The sequence below is a fragment of the Mycobacterium kyogaense genome (genome assembly GCF_036946525.1).
GTDB lineage: Bacteria > Actinomycetota > Actinomycetes > Mycobacteriales > Mycobacteriaceae > Mycobacterium > Mycobacterium kyogaense_A.
Genome location: NZ_JAQIIY010000028.1, coordinates 62,827 through 84,087 on the forward strand (window position 1 = coordinate 62,827; position 21,261 = coordinate 84,087).

At 66.4% G+C, this 21,261-nt stretch carries 25 protein-coding genes and 1 tRNA gene; 12 read left to right on the forward strand and 14 right to left on the reverse strand.

Features of this window, described 5'->3' with window-relative positions; all coding sequences use genetic code 11:
• Nucleotides 1-19: 19 nt before the first annotated feature.
• Nucleotides 20-193: a CsbD family protein gene (locus PGN37_RS22185; protein WP_335333142.1), complete on the forward strand. Its 174-nt coding sequence runs from the start codon at nucleotides 20-22 to the stop codon at nucleotides 191-193.
• A 46-nt stretch (nucleotides 194-239) separates the two neighbouring features.
• On the opposite strand, the gene PGN37_RS22190 is transcribed toward PGN37_RS22185, so the two are convergent.
• The 4 genes from PGN37_RS22190 to PGN37_RS22205 form a co-directional block, all read right to left on the reverse strand.
• Nucleotides 240-1,784 carry an Ig-like domain-containing protein gene (locus PGN37_RS22190; protein WP_335333143.1) on the reverse strand — a complete coding sequence of 515 codons (1,545 nt, stop codon included), beginning with the start codon at nucleotides 1,782-1,784 and terminating at the stop codon, nucleotides 240-242.
• Nucleotides 1,785-1,962: 178 nt separating this feature from the next.
• Nucleotides 1,963-2,053: transfer RNA gene (locus PGN37_RS22195), tRNA-Ser, on the reverse strand.
• 103 nt (nucleotides 2,054-2,156) lie between these two features.
• Nucleotides 2,157-2,606 carry a nucleoside deaminase gene (locus tag PGN37_RS22200; protein ID WP_335333144.1) on the reverse strand — a complete coding sequence of 150 codons (450 nt, stop codon included), beginning with the start codon at nucleotides 2,604-2,606 and terminating at the stop codon, nucleotides 2,157-2,159.
• Nucleotides 2,603-3,127, reverse strand: coding sequence for a tRNA adenosine deaminase-associated protein (locus tag PGN37_RS22205; protein WP_335333145.1), 525 nt, complete (start codon nucleotides 3,125-3,127; stop codon nucleotides 2,603-2,605). The genes PGN37_RS22200 and PGN37_RS22205 overlap by 4 nt, the downstream gene beginning before the upstream one ends.
• A 59-nt stretch (nucleotides 3,128-3,186) precedes the next feature.
• Here PGN37_RS22205 and PGN37_RS22210 point away from each other — a divergent pair, with 59 nt between their 5' ends.
• A complete protein-coding gene (locus PGN37_RS22210) occupies nucleotides 3,187-4,146 on the forward strand; it encodes a prephenate dehydrogenase (protein WP_335333146.1) in 960 nt (319 codons plus the stop codon).
• Here PGN37_RS22210 and PGN37_RS22215 read toward each other — a convergent pair.
• Genes PGN37_RS22215 through PGN37_RS22235 form a run of 5 tightly spaced genes read right to left on the reverse strand, consistent with a single transcriptional unit; the run spans nucleotide 4,109 to nucleotide 8,232 of the window.
• A complete protein-coding gene (locus PGN37_RS22215) occupies nucleotides 4,109-4,705 on the reverse strand; it encodes a putative glycolipid-binding domain-containing protein (RefSeq protein WP_335333147.1) in 597 nt (198 codons plus the stop codon). The two genes, PGN37_RS22210 and PGN37_RS22215, sit on opposite strands and share 38 nt — an antisense overlap.
• Nucleotides 4,702-5,478, reverse strand: a complete 777-nt coding sequence (locus PGN37_RS22220; protein ID WP_335333148.1) for an ABC transporter permease — start codon at nucleotides 5,476-5,478, stop codon at nucleotides 4,702-4,704. The genes PGN37_RS22215 and PGN37_RS22220 overlap by 4 nt, the downstream gene beginning before the upstream one ends.
• Nucleotides 5,475-6,149, reverse strand: coding sequence for an ABC transporter permease (locus PGN37_RS22225; RefSeq protein ID WP_335333149.1), 675 nt, complete (start codon nucleotides 6,147-6,149; stop codon nucleotides 5,475-5,477). The genes PGN37_RS22220 and PGN37_RS22225 overlap by 4 nt, the downstream gene beginning before the upstream one ends.
• Nucleotides 6,149-7,261 (reverse strand): ABC transporter ATP-binding protein, encoded by a 1,113-nt coding sequence (locus tag PGN37_RS22230; RefSeq protein ID WP_335333150.1) that lies wholly within the window; start codon nucleotides 7,259-7,261, stop codon nucleotides 6,149-6,151. Before PGN37_RS22230 ends, PGN37_RS22225 begins: the two co-directional genes overlap by 1 nt.
• 5 nt (nucleotides 7,262-7,266) lie before the next feature.
• On the reverse strand, nucleotides 7,267-8,232 hold the full coding sequence (locus PGN37_RS22235) for an ABC transporter substrate-binding protein (protein ID WP_335333151.1): 966 nt from the start codon (nucleotides 8,230-8,232) through the stop codon (nucleotides 7,267-7,269).
• A gap of 96 nt (nucleotides 8,233-8,328) precedes the next feature.
• Between PGN37_RS22235 and PGN37_RS22240 the strand changes: the two genes are divergently transcribed.
• Nucleotides 8,329-8,682, forward strand: a complete 354-nt coding sequence (locus PGN37_RS22240; protein WP_335333152.1) for a LapA family protein — start codon at nucleotides 8,329-8,331, stop codon at nucleotides 8,680-8,682.
• Nucleotides 8,683-8,689: 7 nt separating this feature from the next.
• On the opposite strand, the gene PGN37_RS22245 is transcribed toward PGN37_RS22240, so the two are convergent.
• From PGN37_RS22245 to PGN37_RS22255, 3 genes are read right to left on the reverse strand one after another with little or no spacing between them, the layout of a single operon-like run.
• Entirely contained in the window at nucleotides 8,690-9,502 is an 813-nt protein-coding gene (locus PGN37_RS22245) for a transglutaminase-like domain-containing protein (RefSeq protein ID WP_335333153.1), read from the reverse strand.
• Between the two features lie 58 nt (nucleotides 9,503-9,560).
• Nucleotides 9,561-10,580, reverse strand: coding sequence for a phosphotransferase family protein (locus PGN37_RS22250; protein ID WP_335333154.1), 1,020 nt, complete (start codon nucleotides 10,578-10,580; stop codon nucleotides 9,561-9,563).
• 10 nt (nucleotides 10,581-10,590) lie between these two features.
• Nucleotides 10,591-11,199: a histidine phosphatase family protein gene (locus PGN37_RS22255; RefSeq protein ID WP_335333155.1), complete on the reverse strand. Its 609-nt coding sequence runs from the start codon at nucleotides 11,197-11,199 to the stop codon at nucleotides 10,591-10,593.
• Between PGN37_RS22255 and PGN37_RS22260 the strand changes: the two genes are divergently transcribed.
• Entirely contained in the window at nucleotides 11,176-11,979 is an 804-nt protein-coding gene (locus tag PGN37_RS22260) for an SDR family NAD(P)-dependent oxidoreductase (protein ID WP_335333156.1), read from the forward strand. The genes PGN37_RS22255 and PGN37_RS22260 overlap by 24 nt on opposite strands.
• Here the strand turns inward: PGN37_RS22260 and PGN37_RS22265 are convergent.
• Complete coding sequence (locus tag PGN37_RS22265) at nucleotides 11,976-13,880, reverse strand: alkyl/aryl-sulfatase (RefSeq protein WP_335333157.1); 1,905 nt, start codon at nucleotides 13,878-13,880, stop codon at nucleotides 11,976-11,978. The two genes, PGN37_RS22260 and PGN37_RS22265, sit on opposite strands and share 4 nt — an antisense overlap.
• Nucleotides 13,881-13,929: 49 nt before the next feature.
• Here PGN37_RS22265 and PGN37_RS22270 point away from each other — a divergent pair, with 49 nt between their 5' ends.
• Nucleotides 13,930-14,481 (forward strand): cupin domain-containing protein, encoded by a 552-nt coding sequence (locus PGN37_RS22270; protein ID WP_335333158.1) that lies wholly within the window; start codon nucleotides 13,930-13,932, stop codon nucleotides 14,479-14,481.
• 5 nt (nucleotides 14,482-14,486) lie between these two features.
• On the opposite strand, the gene PGN37_RS22275 is transcribed toward PGN37_RS22270, so the two are convergent.
• Entirely contained in the window at nucleotides 14,487-14,990 is a 504-nt protein-coding gene (locus PGN37_RS22275) for a metallophosphoesterase family protein (RefSeq protein WP_335333159.1), read from the reverse strand.
• A gap of 77 nt (nucleotides 14,991-15,067) precedes the next feature.
• On the opposite strand from PGN37_RS22275, the gene PGN37_RS22280 reads away from it, so the two are divergent.
• The 7 genes from PGN37_RS22280 (at nucleotide 15,068) to PGN37_RS22310 (ending at nucleotide 21,235) form a co-directional block, all read left to right on the forward strand.
• Entirely contained in the window at nucleotides 15,068-15,727 is a 660-nt protein-coding gene (locus tag PGN37_RS22280; RefSeq protein ID WP_335333160.1) for a WXG100 family type VII secretion target, read from the forward strand.
• Nucleotides 15,724-16,014: a WXG100 family type VII secretion target gene (locus PGN37_RS22285; RefSeq protein WP_335333161.1), complete on the forward strand. Its 291-nt coding sequence runs from the start codon at nucleotides 15,724-15,726 to the stop codon at nucleotides 16,012-16,014. Before PGN37_RS22280 ends, PGN37_RS22285 begins: the two co-directional genes overlap by 4 nt.
• Nucleotides 16,015-16,294: 280 nt before the next feature.
• Nucleotides 16,295-18,136 carry a hypothetical protein gene (locus PGN37_RS22290; RefSeq protein WP_335333162.1) on the forward strand — a complete coding sequence of 614 codons (1,842 nt, stop codon included), beginning with the start codon at nucleotides 16,295-16,297 and terminating at the stop codon, nucleotides 18,134-18,136.
• Between the two features lie 215 nt (nucleotides 18,137-18,351).
• Nucleotides 18,352-18,615: a hypothetical protein gene (locus tag PGN37_RS22295; RefSeq protein WP_335333163.1), complete on the forward strand. Its 264-nt coding sequence runs from the start codon at nucleotides 18,352-18,354 to the stop codon at nucleotides 18,613-18,615.
• Nucleotides 18,616-18,867, forward strand: coding sequence for a hypothetical protein (locus PGN37_RS22300; RefSeq protein WP_335333164.1), 252 nt, complete (start codon nucleotides 18,616-18,618; stop codon nucleotides 18,865-18,867). It abuts the gene before it with no gap.
• A 378-nt stretch (nucleotides 18,868-19,245) separates the two neighbouring features.
• The gene (locus PGN37_RS22305) at nucleotides 19,246-19,680 is read left to right on the forward strand and encodes a hypothetical protein (RefSeq protein ID WP_335333165.1); all 435 of its coding nucleotides are present in this window, start codon (nucleotides 19,246-19,248) and stop codon (nucleotides 19,678-19,680) included.
• A gap of 862 nt (nucleotides 19,681-20,542) precedes the next feature.
• Nucleotides 20,543-21,235, forward strand: a complete 693-nt coding sequence (locus tag PGN37_RS22310; protein WP_335333166.1) for a hypothetical protein — start codon at nucleotides 20,543-20,545, stop codon at nucleotides 21,233-21,235.
• Nucleotides 21,236-21,261 lie beyond the last annotated feature (26 nt).

Genomic DNA, 21,261 nt, shown 5'->3' on the forward strand with positions numbered 1-21,261 from the left:
GAGCGAAGGGACCACGCACATGGGCGCCGACGACAAGGCCAGCAACAAGATCGACGACCTGGGCGGAAAGGCCAAGGAAGGCTTCGGCAAGCTGACCGGCGACAAGAGCACCGAGAACGAGGGCAAGCTCGACCAGGCCAAGGCAAGCGTCAAGGACGCTGTGGAAAACGTGAAGGACGCTTTCAAGAAGTAAGCGCCCGACCGAAGGCCCGCCACCCCGGTGGCGGGCCTTTCGCGTGTCACACGCTGATAGCGGAGGCGAACACCGACGGAGCGGGCGAGACCACCGTGTAGCCGAGATCGCGGAGCATGCCCAGTTCGATCGGGGACAGCACGCGCAAGGTTTTGCCGTTGGGCGCGACCGGCCCCATCAGCTTGGCGTTCGCTCCGGCGTAGGGAAACGTCGCCAGCCGCAGGTGCGACAACGAAAGTGCCTGCAGCGGAACGAGTCCGCCGTAAGCGGCCACGGCGTTCGCACCGCCGAAGTAGAGGCCACCGTTTGCACCCGAGAGGTTCGCGGCGTAGGCGCTGTTGAAACGGCCCCGGCTACTGAGCACGCGGGTTCCGTTCTGGTCGACGATGAACTTGTCGTAGGTGAACCAGGACTTCCGGGTCGTCGGCCCGCTGTCCAGGACGGCCTGGAAACCGAGACTGTGCAGCAGTTCGTGCATGATCACGGTCTGGAAGTCGACCTCGTTGGCCGCCGGGGAATCGTCGAACGAGTACGACGGGTAGGAGAAGTTCACCAGCACTTTGCCGTCGGCCGTGCCGCGGTTGGCGTCGGTGTGGAATCGCGACGTGACCTTCGTGATCATCGCGTTGGAGAAGGCAGGGCGGCTGGGAATGCTGAAGTTGGAGCCACCTGTGGCCAGATACGTTGCCGACGGGTTGTTTTCGCCGCTGACGTTGTAGGTGAGGGTGACCGGACTGGACGTCGCGATGTACTCCGACAGTCGGTTCGCCGCCGCTTGCAGAGCCGCCTTCGCCTGCGGCGTCCAGTACTGCGAGCCACTGCCGTAGGTGAACTGGAAGACGATGTCGTCGACGGCGGCCATGTTCAGGGTCACCACCGCGACGTTGCTCGCGGCCGCACCGTCGAACGCGGAGTAGCTGAACGTGTCGACGCCGTGGTAGTTGGTCGTCGGCGTGTAGACGAACCCGCCGTTCGAGCTCAACGCCACCACGCCGTACAGCGGGGCGATCACAACGCTGGCGGTCAGCGTGTTGCCGTCGGCATCGCTGTCGTTGTCGAGCACGTTGCCCTTGATGGTCTTGTCCTCGAATCCGGCGTACACGTCGCCGGTGGCAACCGGGGCATTGTTCGCAGCCGCCAGAGCAGCTGAATCCGCGACACCGGCGTCATCGGCCTGCCGGCGCACCCACGCCATCAGACCCCACAGCAGCGGGGTGCCCGGCTGCGTGCCGTGCCCGACGCCCGAGGCGAAGGCGTCGCTTTCCGAGCTCAGGACCGTGCGCACGATTGGAGTCTGCGTAGGAGTGGGCGTCTCGGTGCGCGTGGCCGGGGCCTGCAGTGCGACGGGCTCGGGCCCGGTCTCGGTCTCGATCCGGTTCCGCGCCGACACCGACTTTCCCGCGCGCTCGCTGAGTCGGACGTGCCGCTTCGACACCCGCGGCTCGTCGTCGGTACGCGCAGCCTTCCTGTTCTTTCTCGGTGCCGGTTCTTCGGTCGGCCGCTCGACCGTCCGCTGCTCACCGCCTGCCGCCGATGTCGCCTCACCGGATTCGTCAGCCCACGCGATCGCCGGGGCGCTGGTGACAGCCAAGCCAATCCCGAGGGCGACAGCTAACCCCCCGATCCGGCCGACGTGCGCAGATCGACTCATGGCGTCCCCCCGACAGCGAGCGGGTTTCCCGATGAACCCGCTTATTGACGGCAGAGTAACGCACGTGAAGTGCGGCAACAGCAAAAAGCCCCGCGTCTGGATCGCAGACTCGGGGCTTTGGCGGTGGCGGAGGGATTTGAACCCTCGGACGGGGGTTACCCGTCACACGCTTTCGAGGCGTGCTCCTTAGGCCGCTCGGACACGCCACCGTGTGGCAGCTTACCGAGCGAGGGCCCGCGGCCCAAACCGGCCGACGAACGTGGGCTTTACGTACGCTTTCGGGCGATTTTGCGTACATATGCCCCACGCTCGTCAGCGCTGCTCGGCGAAGAACTCCTCGAGCGGGGCCGCGCACATCTGCGCGAGCACCCCGCCGCGCACCTGCGGCCGGTGGGTCAACCGTCGATCGCGCACCACATCCCACAGCGAGCCGACCGCACCGGTCTTGGGCTCCCACGCGCCGAACACCACACGCGCCACCCGCGCCATCACCAGAGCGCCGGCGCACATCGTGCACGGCTCGACCGTCACCGCCAGCGTCGCACCCTCGAGCCGCCACCCGTCACCGTGCACCGTGGCCGCGGCCCGCAGCGCGAGGATCTCCGCGTGCGCAGTCGGATCGCCCAACTCTTCGCGCGCATTCGCCGCCCGCGCGAGCTCGGTACCGTCGGCAGCCACGACGACCGCTCCGATCGGCACGTCTCGCGGACCCGCCGCGGCGGCGGCGGCCAGGGCAGCCCGAATCAGCTGCTCGTCGGTCACCGGCCCAATTTGTCCAGCACAGCGGCCAGCTCGTCGGCGAACCCCATCTCCCGCGCGATCCGGCCCACCTGCTCGTCGGCGTAGAGGTCGTCACTCTCGTCGAGGATCACGCCCAGTACGGCCTCGGGCAGACCGATGTCGGACAGGACGGCGAGATCGCCCTCCTCGAACGGGTCGGCGCTCTCGAGTTCCTCGTCGTCGAAGTCGGCGTCGAGCTTCTCCAACACCTCGGCCGCGATGTCGTAGTCCAGCGCCGCAGTCGCGTCGGACAGCAGGAGGCGAGTGCCCGATGGGGCAGGGCGGACGATCACGAAGAACTCGTCGTCGATGTCGAGAATCCCGAAAACTGCTCCTGCGCTCCGCAATTCGCGAAGCTCCGTCTCGGCGACCGACAGGCTGGTCAGTGCGGCCGCGCGTAACGCGGTGCACCTCCACTTCCCGTCCTCACGCACCACCGCCACGCCGAACCCGTCCGGTTCGTCGACCGAACGCTGCTGAGCCTGTGCACGCTGCGCTGCCATGAGAGCTAACCGTAGTCCCCTGCCATGGCCTTGACCATGCGCTATGCCAACCTGGACAGGTGGAGAAGACACCCGTCTGCGTGCTGGGCCTCGGGTTGATCGGCGGCTCGCTGATGCGTGCTGCCCGGGCGGCCGGACGTCCCGTGTTCGGCTACAACCGGTCGGCCGACGGGGTCGAGGCCGCCCGCTTCGACGGATACGACGCCACGATGCACCTCGACGAGGCCCTCAGCCGTGCCGCCGATCTCGGCGCGGTGGTCGTACTCGCCGTCCCGATGCCCGCCCTGCCGATGATGCTGGCCCACGTGCGCGTCGCCGCGCCGCAGTGCCCGCTGACCGATGTCACCAGCGTGAAGGGCGCCGTTCTCGACGAGGTGCGCAAGGCCGGGTTGCTCGATCGGTTCGTCGGCGGCCATCCGATGACGGGCACCGCCCACTCGGGCTGGACCGCCGGCAATGCCGATCTGTTCGTGGGGGCGCCGTGGGTCATCAGCGTCGACGACCATGTCGACCCGCGCGTGTGGACCGAGGTGATGACGCTGGCGCTCGACTGCCGCGCGTTCGTCGTCCCTGCGCGGTCCGACGAGCACGACAGGGCCGCGGCCACGATCTCGCACCTGCCTCACCTGCTGGCCGAAGCGCTGGCTGCGACGGCCGGGCACATTCCGCTGGCATTCGCGCTGGCGGCAGGCTCTTTTCGGGACGGCACGCGGGTGGCGGCCACCGCCCCTGAGCTGGTGCGCGCGATGTGCGAAGCCAACGCCGCCGAGCTGATACCCGTACTCGACGAGACACTGGGACTGCTGACCCGCGCCCGCCAGCAGCTGGCAGAGCACGGGTCGGTGGCCGAACTGGTCACCGAGGGGCACGCCGCCCGGGTGCGCTACGACAGTGTGAGCCGCCCCGACATCGTCGGCACGACGATCGGTGCACAGGACTGGCGGGATGAGCTGGCCGCCGCCGGGCGCGCCGGCGGCGTGATCAGATCCGTTCTGCCAAGCCGGGATAGTCGAGGATGAAGCCGTTCGCGTCGACCGTGACGGTGGTGTCGGCGACGGGCGACTTCAGGGTGATGCCGTCCGAGGTGGCCGCGTAGCTGATGTTCGCGATGTCCACCGACAGGTCAGGCACCCGCAGGTAGACCACCGGAACGGTCACCGACTCCCCGCTCCCGGGCATCACCCCGGCGCGGCGGATCGGTAGCGCGTTGAAGAACGGGCTGAAGATGACGTCGACATCCAGGGCGCCCTCGTACGACGACCGGCTGGTCTGGCCCGAGTGCTCCTGCACCAGCCACATGTTCTCCTCGTCCCGCGCGACCGAGAGTTGCCGCTCGCGCTCGGCAAGGGTGACCGTCATCGACAACCGCTTCGTGGCGCCGGACTCGTCGGTGACCAGATCGTAGGAGGCGCTGAACGCCGGATGCGCCGAAGAGGCGGCCGCCACCACGCGGCCGTACGCCTTGATGCGGTTGCCCGAGAGCTGCACGCGCACCGACTCCATCAACGTCGCATCGGGTGCGCGCCAGGTCAGCACGGCGGGAAAGGTGGTCGGCTCAGAGCGGTCGGCTTCACTCATGGGTCTACCGTAGGCGACGGCCCCACCCGTTCGTGGCGGGCTGCCGAACTGGGTCGAGATTCGAGTGCCACCTCGTCGGAGAGGAAGGGCTGAGGCAGCGATCGACTGCCCCGCAGACGCCCGCTTCCCGGCACCGACAGCCACACCGCAAACGCCAGCGCAGCGTCCAAGATCAATGCCAGCAGGGTCACCATCAAAGCTCCGACCAGGGCGATGTGGAACTGCCGGACCTTGATGCCGTCGATCAGGTAGCGACCCAGCCCGCCCAGGCTGGCGTAGGCCGCGACGGTCGCCGTCGCGACGATCTGCAGCGTCGCGGTCCGCAGGCCGCCGAGGATCAGCGGCATCGCGATGGGCGTCTCGACACGCAGCAGGATGCGCCGTTCCGTCATGCCCATGGACCGTGCGGCGTCGATCACCGATCGGTCCACGTTCGCGATGCCGGCGTAGGTACCGGCCAGCAGCGGCGGGATGCCCAGGAGCATCAGCGCCACCGTCGGCGGCACGAGGCCGAGGCCCCACAGCAGCACGCCCAGCAGCAGCACACCCAGCGTCGGCAGCGCGCGCAGCGCGTTGACGCCGGTGACGACGAGGAAGGTGCCCCGCCCGGTGTGGCCGATCAGCATTCCGATCGGCACGGCGATCAGCGCGGAGAAGAACGTCGCCACCGCGGTGTACTGCAGGTGCTCGATGATCCGCATGCCCAGACCCGAGGGGCCGGACCAGTTGGCCGCGGTGAAGATGAAGGACAGCGCCTGTTCGAGGAAGTTCACACCGACGCTCCCTTCGGTGCCGCCTTGGCCGATCCGGTCTGCGCTCTCGTCCAGGGGGTCAGCAGTTTGCCGGCGAACATGATCAGCGTGTCGATGATGAGGGCGAGTACGAAGATCGCGATGATGCCGGCGATGATCTGATCGCTCTTGTTGGACTGATAGCCCTCGGTGAACCACGTACCGAGCCCGCCGATACCGATCACCGAGCCGACCGACACCATCGATATGTTGGTCACGGCAACCACGCGCAGGCTGGCAATCAGCACCGGAACTGCAAGCGGCAGTTCGACTTTCAACATCCGCGTCAGCGGTTTGTAGCCCACCGCGGTGGCCGCGTCGAGAACTGACGGCGAGACCGCGTCGAGCGCTTCCGGCACGGCCCGGACCAGTAGCGCCACCGTGTACAGCGTGAGCGCGACGATGACGTTCGCCTCGTCCAGGATTCGGGTCGGGATGATCAGGGGAAGCACCACGAACAGAGCCAGCGACGGAATCGTGAAGATGATGCTCGCCGTGATGGTGGTGAGCCGGCGCAGCGCCGTCGTGCGTTGCACCAGCGCCCCCAGCGGAACCGCGATCACCAACCCCAGCACGATCGGGATCAACGAGAGCCGCAGGTGGATCACCGTCAGCGCCCAGAGATCGTCGAGGTGGGTGAACAGATACCGCATTACTGCCCGGCCTGCCGGGCGGTGCGCTGGGTCTCCAGTGCCTCGAGCACGTCGTCGGCGCGGACGCCTCCGATGACCTGATCGTGCTCGTCGACGGCGACACCGAGGCCGGCCGGCGAGGAGAGCGCGGCATCCAGCGCCAGCCGCAGGGTGCCGTCGGGGCGGAACAGCGATCCGCCGGCGATCGTGCTGTCGTAGAGCGAACGGCCCTCCCGGTGCAGGTTGACACCCTCGGCATCGATCCACGCGTACGGGGAGCCGTCGGGGTGGGTGACCAGCACCCAGTCACCGGAAGCCAGTGTCAGCGCGTCGATCTCGGGCTCACCGACGTGGCGGATCTCATGCAGCGGCAGGCCCGTGGCGTGGAAGAACTGCAGACCCCGGTACCCGCGGTCGGCGCCCACGAAGCCCGCGACCGCGTCGTTGGCGGGATTGGACAGCAGGCGCGAGGGCTCGTCGTACTGCTGCAGCACGCCGCCCCGGCCGAAGACGGCGACCTTGTCGCCGAGCTTGATCGCCTCGTCGATGTCGTGCGTGACGAACACGATGGTCTTGCGCAATTCCTTTTGCAGCCGCACGATCTCGTTCTGCAGGTCGTCGCGTACCACCGGATCGACCGCGCTGAACGGCTCGTCCATCAACAGGATCGGCGGATCGGCCGCCAGTGCACGCGCCACCCCGACGCGCTGCTGCTGTCCGCCCGAGAGCTGCGCCGGGTAGCGGTTGGCCAGGGCCGGATCCAGGCCGACCCGTTCCAATACTCCCAGCGCGGATTTCCGTGCGCTGCGCCGGGATTCGCCGCGCAGCACCGGGACGGTGGCCACGTTGTCGATCACCCGCAGATGAGGCATCAGACCCGCGCTCTGGATCACGTACCCGATGCCGAGGCGGAGCTTGACCGCGTCGACTTTCGTGACGTCGTCTCCGTTGACCGTCAGCGTGCCCGACGTCGGCTCGATCATCCGGTTGATCATCCGCATCGACGTCGTCTTGCCGCAGCCCGACGGCCCCACGAACACCGTGAGCGTCCCTTCGGGAACCTCGAGCGTCAGGTCGTCGACGGCGACGGTGCCGTCCGGGTACTTCTTGCTGACGTTGGTGAAGGTGATCATCGCGCCTACTTCCCGACGGGTTTGTCGAAGCCGTTGTCGGCGATCCACTTTCCCGCAGCCTCGTCCGGATCGACGCCCTGGTTGCCCTCGACCGCGGTGTTCAACTGGATCAACGCCTCGGTGGTGAGTTTGGCGCTGACGGCGTCGAGCACGGTCTTCAGATCGGACGACATCTTCTGGGAGGCCACGAGCGGCACCACGTTGGCTGCCAGGAACACGTTCTTGGGGTCCTCGAGCACCACCAGCTTGCTCTGCTCGATCGCCGGGGAGGTGGAGAAGATGTTGGCCGCGGTCACGGTGCCTCCGGTGAGCGCCTGCACGGTCGCGGGTCCGCCGCCGTCGCTGATCGCCACGAAGTTGGCCGGCGCGATGTCCAGTCCGTACTTCTCCTTGAGCCCCACCAGACCGGTCTGCCGCGTCTGGAATTCCGACGGGCCGCCGACCTTCACCTCGGGCGATCGCGCCGCGAGGTCAGCGATGGACTTGAGGTTCCATTGCTGCGCGATGGACTCCGACACCGCGAGGGTGTCCTTGTCCTCGGCGGGTGAGGGAACGAGGATCGACAGGTCGCCGGGCAGCGCCTTGAACAGCGCGAGCAGCACGGCATCTGATGTGGTGGCCGGGCTCTTCTCGTCGAAGTACTGCAGCAGGTTGCCGGTGTACTCCGGGATCAGGTCGATCGAATGATCCTGCACGGCCGGGATGTAGGTCTCGCGGCTGCCGATCCCGAACTGTCGCGAGACGGTGAAACCGTTGGCCTCCAGCGCCTGGGCGTAGATCTCGGCGATGATCTTGGATTCGGTGAAGTCCGCCGACCCGACCTTGATGGACTTCAGATCGCCGGAGACCTCCCCACCACCAAGCGGGTTGGAACTGCCACACGCCGCGACGGTGAAAGCGAGGACGACGGCCAGAAGGATGCGCAGCGGCGACCATCTGGATTGTCGAGACTGGTGTCGGAAACGGATCACGCTGGGACGTCCTCTCCGGATCGCGGAAGCTGTCGTGACCCTAACGCGACATCTGCGCATGTTTCATTCGAAGCGCGAAAGGGCAAGAATGGTGCCATGTCCAGCGAATCGTTCTCGTCGGCTGATCCGTCGCCCACGTACGACGTGCCGACGACACCGGCCACCGGCTCCTCGGTGCCGCCGAAGTCAGCGGTGCACCGCACCCGGGCTGCGGCGCTGTGGTCGGCGCTGGCCCTCGGATTCCTGATCCTCATCGTGCTGCTGATCTTCATCGCGCAGAACACGGAGTCGGCCACATTCGCGTTTCTGGGCTGGAGCTGGAGCCTTCCACTGGGCGTCGCGATCCTCGCCGCCGCGGTCGCAGGCGGCCTGCTCACCGTCGCCGTCGGCGCGGTGCGCATCTTCCAGCTGCGCCGGGCGGCGAAGAAGAACCTCAAAGCCGGGTTGTGAGCCGGCCTCACCGAATCGACACCACCTGATCGACCGAGTCCTTCGGTAGGTCGCCGTCGACGGTGGCCGACACATTCATGTTGTTCACGTTGATCGACCCCTTGTGGTTGTCCAACCACGCCGTGTCGGCCGCGTCGCGCCCGGTCGCGATGCGCACGAGCGACTGGCGCGGCGCCAGGAGCGTCGCGTCGACAACCCGCCACTGCTCGTCGACGAAAGCCTCGGCCACGGCGTGGAAATCCATCGGCTGGCAGCCCGGCGCGTACACCGACACGAGGCGGGCGGGCACGTTGACCGCGCGCAGCAGCGCGATGACCAGGTGCGCGTAGTCGCGGCAGACCCCGGAGCCGGCGAGCAGGGTGTCCGCGGCGCCGTCGATCGGATCGCTGGAGCCGGGCACGTACTGAAGCCGCGACCCCACCCATGACGACACCTTCTCCAGCAGCGCGACCGAGTCGGTGTAGTCACCGAATTCAGTCGCGGCGAAGCCGAAGAACTTGTCCGCCTCGGCATACCGGCTCGGCCGCAGATAGGTCGTCAGGTCCAGTTCGGTCACCGGCGTCGGATCCGCCTGCCCCAACACCGTGGCCGAGTAGCTGACCCTGAGGTTGCCCTTCTCGACATCGAACTTGTGGATGCGGTTACCGTGATCGCCGGAGATCTCGTTGATCTTCTCGAGCGGAATTTCCTTGCCGTCCAATGTGAACGACAGCGACTCGGTCACCTCGGCGCCGGGCTGCGGTGCGACCGCAATCTGGAACTCGAGGGTCGTCGGGGCAAAGATCTCGACGTCCAGTTCGGCACCGACGTCACGCTTCATCTCTGTTGAGGGCACGCGCTTCTCTACCCAGTGGTCTCGCGCGGGAAACCCTCTGTGATCAGGACAACGCGCGAAGCCCTGCAGCGATCAGCGGGGCGACGGCTTCCTCGACACGATCGCCCTCGTCGGTCACGCCGGCCTCCCGTGACCGGAATGCGATGCCGGCCCCGATGATCGCGAGTTTGAAGTACGCCAAAGCCATGTAGAAGTCCCAGTCGTGCAGCTCGACACCGGCGGCCCGCGCGTACTTCTCGGCGAGCGCGTCAGGGTCGGGCACCAGCTCGGACGCCCACGCCGCGTCGGCGTGCACGAAGTGGAATGTCGGGTGCCGGTAGACGCACATCAGTGCGGCGTCGCTGAGCGGATCGCCCAGGGTGGACATCTCCCAGTCGAGGACGGCGACGACCTTCGTGGCGTCCTCGGCGTCGAGGATCGTGTTGTCGATGCGGTAGTCGCCGTGCACGATCGCGACCCGGCTCTGGGCCGGCACCGCTTCGGCCAGCCGGCTGTGCAGCTTCTTCACGTCGGCGTCGCACGCGTCGTCGGGCTGCTTCACCAGATCCCACTGCGATCCCCAGCGCCGCACCTGACGCTCGAGATAGCCGCTGGGCTTGCCGAAGTCACCGAGACCGACCGCCTCGGGGTCCACCGCATGCAGGTCGGCGAGGACGGCGATCAGCGCGTCGACGGACTGCTCGATGGCGGCCTCGTCGCCGAGAGCCTCGAGTTGATGGGTGTAGCGCACCACGCGGCCGGCGACGAACTCGACCATCTGGAAGGGTGCACCGAGCACCGAGTCGTCGTTGCGCATCGTGACCGCGCGGGCCACCGGTACGGCGGTGTCGGCCAGTGCGGCCACCACCCGGTACTCGCGGGCCATGTCATGGGCGGACGGCGTCAATCCGTGCAGCGGAGGACGGCGCAGCACCCACTTCGAGGCATCGTCGGCCACCAGGAACGTCAGGTTCGACCGGCCGCCGGACACCAGCTCGGCACGCAGATCGCCGGTGCGGGGCACGCCCACCTCGCGCAGGTGGCGATCCAGGGCGGTGAGGTCGAGGCCTTCGAGGTCTGTCACGGCGTTCTGTTTACCACCTGGTGTTTCGCGGCAGCAGATCCCATACGTGTTCGGTGCCGTTGACGCTGGCCACCGAGAGCCGGCCGCTACGCGAGGACAGCACGCGGGTCACCGAGGCGTAGTCGACGTGGAAGTTCAGCAACCGCGGCGTGCGCAGGATGGTGTGCAGCAGAACGTTGATCACGCCGCCATGGCTGAACACCACGACGGTGTCCTCGTGGCCGGCAGCGGCCACCACGTCCTCGACACCGGCGGTGATGCGGGCGCGGAAGGCGTCCTCGTCGACGCTGCTGGGCAGGTGACCGTCGATCAACCGCTGCAGCTCCTGCGGGCTTTCCTGCGCGATCTGCTCGATCGGGATGTAGTGCTCCAGATCGCGGTCGTACTCGGCCAGGCGGTCGTCGACCTCGATGGGCAGGCCCAGCGCGTCGGCGACGGGCCCGCCGGTCTCGATGGCACGCACCTGAGGGCTGCTCACCAGCCGGGTGATCGGGAAGCGGGCAAGCGCGTCGGGCAGCCGGGCGGCCTGGGCCACCCCGTCGGGCGACAGGCTCGGGTCCGAACCCTCCCCCGGCTCGCTGCGCAACGGGAGCGCATGTCGGACGAGAAGCAGTTGCACCGTGCCACCATAGGGCCCGTGACCGGGTACGCCGATGCGCTGTTCGATCTGACCGACCGCGTGGTCCTCGTGACCGGGGGCAGTCGCGGGCTCGGCCGGGAAATGGCATTCGCCGCGGCCCGGTGCGGCGCCGACGTCGTGATCGCCAGCCGCTCCTACGAGTCGTGCGCCGCGACAGCCGACGAGATCGCGGCCGAGACGGGACGCAGCGCGTTGCCGTACGCGGTGCACGTCGGGCGGTGGGATCAACTCGACGGGCTCGTCGATGCCGCCTACGAGAAGTTCGGACGCGTCGACGTTCTCGTGAACAACGCGGGCATGTCCCCGCTCTACGACTCCCTGACCGATGTCAGCGAGAAGCTGTTCGACGCGGTGCTCAACCTGAACCTGAAGGGTCCGTTTCGGTTGTCGGCCCTGGTGGGCGAGCGAATGCTGGCCGCCGGCGGCGGGTCTATCGTCAACGTCAGCACGAGCGGGTCGCTGCGCCCGGACCCGATGTTCCTGCCCTACGCGGCCGCGAAGGCGGGCCTCAATGCGATGACCGAGGCGCTGGCCAAGGCCTTCGGACCGACGGTGCGGGTGAACACACTGATGCCCGGCCCGTTCCTCACCGACATCTCCGACGCGTGGACGTTCGATCCCGACCAGGCGTTCGGCCACCTTGCGCTGCGGCGTGCGGGCCAACCGCGCGAGATCATCGGTGCAGCACTGTATTTGATGTCGGATGCGAGCAGCTTCACCACGGGATCGATCATCCGAGCCGACGGTGGCCAGCCCTAGGGCGTCACGATGTCGAACGCCGGGTCCGGCTTGTCCAGCACCTCGACGAGTTGCGCGAGAACTGCTGCGTCGCCCGCGATCTCGACACCAGGTGACGTCGCGTCGCCGGCCGCCAAGGTCAGCAGCCGCACCTTGGTCGCCAGGCGCAGCGTCGCCTGCGCGGTCTGCTCGTGGGCGTCGACCTTCCGGTAGACGAGCACGCCGTTGCGCAAGGTGAGCCGGTAGTTGGTCGCGATGTCGACGAACGTCACGTCGATCGCCAGGTCGAGATCCCACGCGCGCGGCCCGTTCACGCTGATCGCCAACACGTCGAACATCTGCTCCGGAGAGAGCTGGGCGGCCATCGTCGTCGACGTCGCCGTCGGCGTACCGAAATTTCCGTCACGCAGCTCGGTCGCTCCCGCGAGGAAGAAGTTGCGCCACGTGGCGGTCTCCGCCCCGTAAGCCAGCTGCTCGAGGGTGTCCGCGTAGAGCTGCCGAGCCCCCGCATGGTTCTCGTCGGTGAAGATCGCGTGATCCAGAAGTGTTGCTGCCCAGCGGAAGTCGCCGTCATCGAAGGACTGCTGCGCGATCTCCACCACGCGGTCCAGCCCGCCCATCGCGGCGACGTAGCGGGGTCCCGCCGCCTCCGGGGGATGCGGCCACAACCGGGCGGGGTTTCCGTCGAACCAGCCCATGTAGCGCTGATAGACGGCCTTGACGTTGTGACTGACCGATCCGTAGTACCCCCGTGCGTGCCAGGCGTTCTCCAGAGCGGGCGGCATCTCGAAGGTCTCGGCGATCTCGATCCCGGTATAACCCTGGTTGAGCTGCCGCAGAGTCTGGTCATGGAGGTAGGCGTACAGATCCCTTTGCAGCGAGAGGAATTCGACGATGTTGTCCTTGCCCCACGTGGGCCAGTGGTGCGAAGCGAAGACGACGTCGGCGCGATCGGCGAAGGTGTCGATCGCCTCGGTCAGGTAGCCGGCCCAGCCGTGCGGATCGCGCACCAATGCACCGCGCAGCGTCAGCAGATTGTGCAGGTTATGGGTGGCGTTCTCGGCCATGCACAGTGCCCGGAACTTCGGGAAGTAGAAGTGCATCTCGGCCGGAGCTTCGGTACCGGGAGCCATCTGGAATTCGATCTCGACACCGTCGATGGTGTGGGTCTCCCCCGTGTCGCGAATGTCGATGGTGGGCACGATGATCGCGACCTCGCCCTGCGACGGGGTCTGACCGAGCCCACAGCCCACCTGGCCCTGCGGCCCCCGTTCCAGGACGGCCCCGTACATGTAGCCGGCGCGGCGGGCCATGGCCGTGCCCGCGTAGACGTTCTCCTGAACGGCATGCGCGGTGAAGCCCTCCGGCGCCAGCACCGCGACGGTGCCCGCGTCGACGTCGGCCTGGGTGGTCACCCCGAGAACTCCGCCGAAGTGGTCGACGTGGCTGTGGGTGTAGATGACGGCGGTGACGGGCCGCTCGCCGCGATGCTCGCGGTAGAGGGCCAGGGCGGCCGCAGCGACCTCGGTGGAGACCAATGGGTCGATGACGATGATCCCAGTGTCGCCCTCGACGAAGGTGATGTTGGAGAGGTCGAAGCCGCGGACCTGGTAGATGCCTTGATCTTCCCCCGTCGCTCCGCTCGCCCCGGCAACGACTTCGTACAGCCCCTGCTTTGCGGCCAGCTGCGACTGCCGCCACAGGCTCGGGTGCACGGTGGTGGGTGCGTCCCCGCGCAGGAAGTCGTAGATGTCGTTGTCCCACACCACCCGCCCGTCGGCGGCGGTGATGACGCACGGCGTCTTCGCGGCGATGAAGCCGCGATCGGCGTCGGTGAAATCCCGGGTGTCGTCGAACGGGAGGGTGCTCAGATGCTGGCGGTGCGCTGCTTCGATCGTGCTGGTGGGCGGCTTGTGCTCCATTCCGCTGAGACTGCCACTTTCACGGCCCTCGCGGTGGTTGACTGAGCCAATGGATGTCCGTCGAGTTGTCACCGGTCACGATGCCGCCGGAAAGTCCGTGTTCGTCAGCGACGAGAACGTCGCGCCACGCACACCGGTACTGCTTCCGGGGTCGGAGTTCACGATGCTGTGGGGCGGGGACCAGACGCCACACTTCCCCGACGACGGGTCGATGCCGAACTGGCGCACCTACTTTCCGCCGATCGGTGGATTCCGGTTCTCGATGTTCACGCTGCCGCCGGGAACCGCGACGGCCAGGACGGACGACCTCACCACCGAGGAGGCGATCGCCGACGGGGAGGAGAAGCTGCCCGGACTGCTGGCCTACATGGAGCTCGACGACCCCGGCATGCACACCACCGACACCATCGACTTCGAGGTGGTTCTGGAGGGCTCCGTGATCCTGGAGCTCGACGACGGTGCCGAGGTGACGTTGCACCCCGGGGACACCGTGGTGCAGAACGGGACTCGGCACCGGTGGCGCAACCCCGGCGATGTGCCGGCCCGGCTCGCGCTGTTCTGTTGCGGTGCCGAGCACGACACGGTCACTCGCCCCGGCTGAGCCGCTCACTCACGGCGAGGCAACCGGTGCAGCTCGACGTCGGTCAGCTTCCCGTCGCTGACCGTCGCCGTCATGTAGGTGCAGTGGGGCTGACGCCGGCGGTCGGTCGGCGAGCCCGGATTGAGCAGGCGCAGACCGCCCTCGGCGGTGGTGTCCCACGGGATGTGGCTGTGGCCGAACACCAGCACGTCGGTGTCGGGATAGGCCTTGGCCATCCGCGCCTCGCGGCCGGCGGCGCCGCCCGTCTCGTGGGTGACGGTGAAGCGCAGTCCGCCCAGTTCGACGTCGGCCCGTTCGGGCAACCGGCGTCGTAACTCGTCGCCGTCGTTGTTGCCCCAGCAGGCCACCAACCGGTGGGAGCGCTGCTCCAGGACATCGAGCAGGTCCGGCTCGACCCAGTCCCCGGCATGGATCACCACGTTGGCCGCGTCGACGGCGTCCCACACCTGCGGTGGTAGGTCCTTGGCCCGCTTCGGCACGTGCGTGTCGGCGATCAGGAGAAGGCGCACGTAACCACCCTAGAACCTCCGGGCTTCGCGAAATTGGCGCACGGACCCCCTGCCGGCGGCCCATAGGCTGCTTGTTCGTGGAGCGTTCGGTCGAGGTGGTGGTGTCGGAACTGCAGGCGGCGTCCGAGCGCTTGCGCGACGCCGGACAACGGCTGCAGGACGGGTTGTCCAGCGTCGACCTGGAGACGCGCCAACTGCTGGGCTCGGGGTGGAAGGGCGGGGCGGCGTCGGCCTACGGGCCGGCGTGGGATCAATGGCACACCGGGGCAGGCCAGGTGGTCCGCGGCCTGCAGAACATGGCCGACCTGCTGAGCCTCGCAGGCAAGGAGTACGCCAAGACCGACCAGCAGTCCGGCGACGCGCTGAACGCGACGATGCAGGGCGGCGGCGGGGCTGTGCCCACGGGAGGTGGCGGCGGCGGGGCTCCGAGTGCGGCGCCGGCGGCTGCCGCGGCGGTCGGTGGGGCGGCTGCTCACTCCTCTGAGCCGCTGACGGGGTTGGCCAAGGCGATGAACCTCGACCAGCTCGGGTCGGTCGCCGAGTCCGCGCAATCGGCGCCCCAACAACTCGGCGGCTTCCTGCAGCAGGGCGCTCAGATGGCGGGCGGCCTCGTCGAGCAGGTGTCGTCGATGGTCGAAGGCGTGGCGCAAGGTGGGGATGCCAAGGGCGGCGAGGCTCCCGCACCCGAAGCCCCAACGGAGTCCGATCCCGAGCCGAAGCCGAGGGACGGGCGATGAGCGAGCTGGTGGTGGACTTCGATGCGCTGCGCGCCGCGATCCGACACATGGAGGAATTCGGCCGTGAGGTCACCGAATGCCTCGACGACATCGAGCACACGATGGCCATGCTGCGCGGATCGTGGGAAGGCGCCGCCTCCGACGCCCAGGACCAGGCACAGAAGCAGTGGGAGACCGGCGCAGAGCAGATGAAGGAGTCGCTCGCCGCGCTGCAGAAGGTCGCCGACACCGCGCACAAGAACTACACCGACGCCGTCGCCAAGAACGGTCAGATGTGGCAGGCATGACCAACGGGGGATCACGCAGTGCGGATCGAGGTTGACCCAGAGGCGCTGATCACCGCGGGTCAGCAGACCGGTGCGATCGGCGCTCAACTGGCTCGGCTCTCCGACGCGCTGGGCACGGCGCTGGCGGGCGGCATCTCCTCCGGCATGGATCCGGCGGGGTTGAACTTCGGGATGAAGTACGGCCATCAGGCCGGCGAGTTCACCTCGGCCGTCGCCGATGCCGCCAACGCCTTCAATGCCGTGGGCATGCTGTTGCAGGCCACCGGATACAACTACTGCAATGCCGATGCCGCAGCGACGATCGGCGGCCCCGGCCCCTCCGGCGGCGTCGGCGCCGAGCCTGGAAAGGCCCTGCCCGCGCACGTTCCTCCCGGCCCCCAACGGCGCCACCGTCCCGACGCCGGACAAGTGGTACCTGATCCAACCGTTCCTGCAGCTGCTGCCCGGCATCGGATTCTTCGCCGGTGCGGCGATGACGTGGCCGTCGGGCAACGCCCCGATCATGGGGGTGACGGCCGGCCAGTGGCGGAACTTCGCCACCGGCTTCGCTCTGATCGAGCCGCAGCTCACCGGGATCAAGAGTGCCGTTGGCGCGCAACAGGTCCCCGAAGTCGGCGCGATGAAGACCGCGCTGGAGAGCCTGGGTGCCGAGATCTCGAGGTTGGCCGAAGTGTCCACCACTGTCGCGCAGGCGATCACTGATTTTGCCAACGGTGTGCAGGAAACCCAGGACGCGATCCGCCGAATACTCGACCGGCTGTCGCTGGACGGGCTGTGGGACACCGTGAAAGGCATCTTCACCGGTGAAGCCGACGACATCCTGCGTGAGGTCGCCCACGACGTCGGCACGGTGCTGCACAATTTCCAGAATCAGGTCAAGGGCCTTGTCGGCCTGCTCGAGGAACTGACCATTACCATCGGCGATATAGCGACTGCCTTCCAGAAGTGGATTCGGCCCATCCTGGTGCAGACGTTCGGCGACGGGGCAGGCAACGCTCTCGCCGACTACCTGAAGCTGGTCAACGACGTTCAGGTCGGTGCGCTGACCGGGTTGATCGGCACCGTGTCGGGCGTGGTGGCGATGGCCGATCCAGACACGTGGAAGGGCATGGCCGAGTTGGCGCTCTCGGTGGCCAAGGACCCGTCGAGTGCGCCCGGCGTGCTGGAAAACATGAGCAAGCAATTCTTGGCGTGGGACAAGTGGTCTGGTGATCATCCGGGCCGCGCCGCGGGCGAGGCGATCTTCAACATCGGCTCGCTGTTCGTGCCGGGTGGGGCGCTCTCGAAGACGGGCAATGTCGCCAAGGGCCTCAATCTCAGCCGGCGGATGTTGGAAGAGGGGCGACTGCCCAAGTTCGGCGAGCTGGGCAGCTGGACCCGCGCGACGCCGAGTCGCGTTGAGGCGCCACATATTCCGGAGTTCAACCCCAGCGGGCCCGGCGGTGTACCGCCTCTGCGACCCGAGGGGATTCCGGGCGGTGCCGGGCCCGGGTCTGGTGGTGCAGGCCCGGCGCCGGGCGGGTCGACGCCGCCGGCGGGTGGGCCGTCGGGGAACGGTCCGTCGGGAGGCGGCCCGCGCACGGGTGAGCCGTCGGCTCCTGGGGGCCGGCCGTCGGGGTCCGGTGCTGAAGGCGGTTCCGGGCCGCGGGCGCCCGTGGGCGAGGCGCCGTCGTCAGGTGGCGCGCCGTCGTCCTCGGCACCGTCGCCGAGTGGGGCACCTTCGCCGGGCGGATCGACGCCGTCGGCTTCACCCGGCGGGGGCCCCGAATCCGGTGGCGGATCGACAACGCCCCACGGACCGTCGGGTGGGACGCCGGAAGCGCCGACAGAAGCCCCAGCGCACTCGGCTCCTTCAGCTACGCCGACGCCGGAGTCGTCAGGCGGAGGCGGCGGGTCGGAACCGGGTCCGCACAGTGGCGGGTCCGCAGATGCCGGCGGGACTCACGAACAGCCCCTGTCCCCCGAGGGCACACACCCGGGAAGTGCGGAATCTCACGCGAACGGCGATCAGCCTCCGCCGGGAGACGACCACGGTGCGCATACGCATCCCGGTTCTGCGACGGATCTAGAACATCCCCACCACTCACTTGGGGACGTTCCCAATCAGCGCCGACAAGCTTGAAGAAATTCTGAATACCGACAAGGGCGACCGTCCACCGCCGGAGAGCTACCTTCCGCAGGAATACATTGACCAACATCGCCAGCAGTTCGAAGATGGCGCTTCTCGGATCATTCTTCGAAGCGCCTACGAGGATTACGGCATCGGGAAGCCGGATCTGGGCCGATCTGAATTCGTCTTGACGAAAGCTGATGCCGACAACATCATCTCGGAGTCTGGTGGAGATCCAGCTCGCATTGCCGCGCGACTCGGCGTTCCAGAAGACCAGCTTGTCGGGAAACAGTATGGTGGTGATTCACTTCCACCCAACAAGCGTGTACGAACCTGGAATACCCTCGGGAAACGAGTGGGGCGCAAATGGGCAATGGCTGCCTGGAGGTCAACTTCCTGCAGGAGATTTGGAGGCGGTCGTGCACACTGAAGGAATGGTGAACGGACGGGATTACACCGTCATCGACATCGCGACAGGAGAGGTTCTCTAGATGGAACTCCGGCGGATTACCATGAATCCTTACGACTTCACTCTCTACCAGGACGCAAGCGGCGGCTTCGTAATCAAGGTTGTCTTCAGCGAGGGTGACTACAAAATGGATATCGAACGCTACTTTGTCGTCGGCTCTCTCAGCGATGACAGCATGGAGGCGCTGAAGCTATTGGCAGTGCAAATTCGCGATGATTATCCCGATACGCCGTACCCAGAAATCCATAGAGCAGATGTGACTATCGTAAGGTGATCCGACAATGTGGAGCGTTTGTTCACTGGGAATCATTGTAAATTTACATAGTCGACCCTCGAAGAGCAGCTCTACGGGCCTTCGCATCGCCTCCTCAAATCGGAAGGGTGGCCGAACCGAGCGATCATCCCAGATCCGCTTTTCGTGAGCGGTTCTGCGATCGGCAGAAAGAGCACCGCGTGGTGAATGAGGCGGACTTAGAGGGTTACCCAGAGCCATTAAAGGACACCGCCTCCAGTTGGTATACATGGCAGCGGGTCTACCTATGGACACGTCACCGCCGCCCCCGGCGATCGAGAGCGGGCGCCGAAGAAATGGGAGACCGAGGCGGAAGTCTTCTGGGGCGCACGCCCGCCACAGATGGTGGACGACAGGACCATGTCGTTCGCGCATCCGTCCGGGGAGTTCTTTTATTACCTCAGCGAGGAATCGAGTGTCTACTTCCTAGACCTCGAGGAGCGCGGTACGAGGAAGCGTTACTGGATGTTCCGACGTCTTAGAGACGCGGAAAAATACATTCTTTGCGCGCTTTGCGACGCTGCTCAGACGGTGCAGCGGACAGATACCCTCTGGCAACGCTGGTTTCAAAGCGGACTCGATCCTCGAGTTCAGCTGTCCTATAACGACATTGATCAATTTCCCGGCTCTGTGTCGCTGACCGTTGATCAGGAGCCAATCGATCGTGGGTGGATGGGCAAGGACGACGCCCTAGCGTTTTCGCACCCGATTCTGTTGACGGTACACGAGCTTCGTAAGGCCGTTCGCGCAGAGTTTCCCGACGAGGCATTCCGCTGGGGTTCAGAAAAGCAATGACCCCAACGCTCCCTGTCGTTCCAGCGAGCACGGTTCACCCTTCAAGAATGGGCAATCCGGCCACTGGGAACGTTCCCGTGCAATGTTGGACAACGTGATGTTGGTGACTGAGATGCCGCACTCGGCTGCGACGCAACACGTCGTGACCTAACGATTCGTTGGAATGGAGATCCAGCTTGTCTGACCGACTCATACTGCAGAAGCTGCTCACCTCGCAGCTCGCCACCGCGATCGTGGAAGTCGGAGCCGAACAAGTCGGAGGGTACGTCGCAGCCGCGGCGGGAACCGCCAGTCTTCTTACGCCGCAGCAACTTCTCGCCGCCTACGGTGTCAACGAAGCGCCACAGTTCGTCGACGTCGTGCGGTTCGAGCAACCGCGTCTCGCATCCTTGACAACACCAAAGAGTGCATCACGCCCTTGGCCGACCTTTCCCAATGGTTTCCTGTTCGGCGACTCGTTATCTCAGGTGTGGGTCATAAGCCGTACCCGGTATCCCCCTCGGAGCTGAGTACTGGCGAATTCGTTTCGACGACGAACAGAAGGTCCTCTCTCGATACGAGGGAGTAGCCCGTGGCTGGGCCAACGCAAAACAGTGGCGTCCGCCCAGCCCGATGGTGGGAACTCTGGCGCTCTGGCGCGGCCACGAATACTTTGCGGATGTCTCGCAAGACACGGTGCATCTGACAGCTATCACCGACCACGGTCCGCAGGGATTTCAGCCTGTCCGCCCTCAAGTGTGGGCGGCCGTCGCGCCTCTCAACGATACGGAACTTTTCGAGCGCGTCTTCACCGCTGAGCTCGACGGTGTACCTGTCCGAATCCTGCGCACCTCTGGCCCAACTGCCGACATTCTTTTACTCGATGACGATCCTGAGTCGGGCCGGTCGAGTGGGTGCTGGCTTGATCGAACCGGGGATCTTCGAAATGACTGTCTATACCGAACGATTGACGAACATTCAAGGAGTAGAGAATATGCTTGCCCAATCCCGGGCAACTGGCGCAACCCAAACCGTTGAACAAGCCCAGATGCGAACGGCACTCTATCTGACCATCGACAGCGTCGACTGGGACCAGAGCGGGGGTGGATTACCCTATGCAGTTCCCGAACTACAGATCCAACTCCCCATCACTGGGAAGGTCATCCGACAAATTCCAGGACCCGATCGCAGCGACTATTTCTTCGTTCGACTCGAGAAGCCGATCAAGTTCCATCCCGGCGCTGGCTTCGACTGGACGCGTACGCAATCAGAGTTCCGTGGTCAGGACCAGGATGGCTCGTTCCTATGGATTTACGCTGGTGTCGTCTGCAGCCTCTTCACCGGAACGCAATTGCACGCCGGGATGAGGCAACTACCGGTTCGTCTTGCTCTGGTTGTCGATAACACCCTTGGACGGGACGAGACACTCTCCTTTGAAGAAGTGCGAGTACGCGGCACAAGGCACCGTGAGCCACGTTCCCGAGTCGAATATCCCGGCCTGTTGATCGAATGCTGGAGTAGCGCTGAGGAGCCGGAGGCAACTCCGATGGAGATCCCCGCCCGTCTTCAGCGGTGAAGAGTGTGAGGCCTTCTAGATGGGTT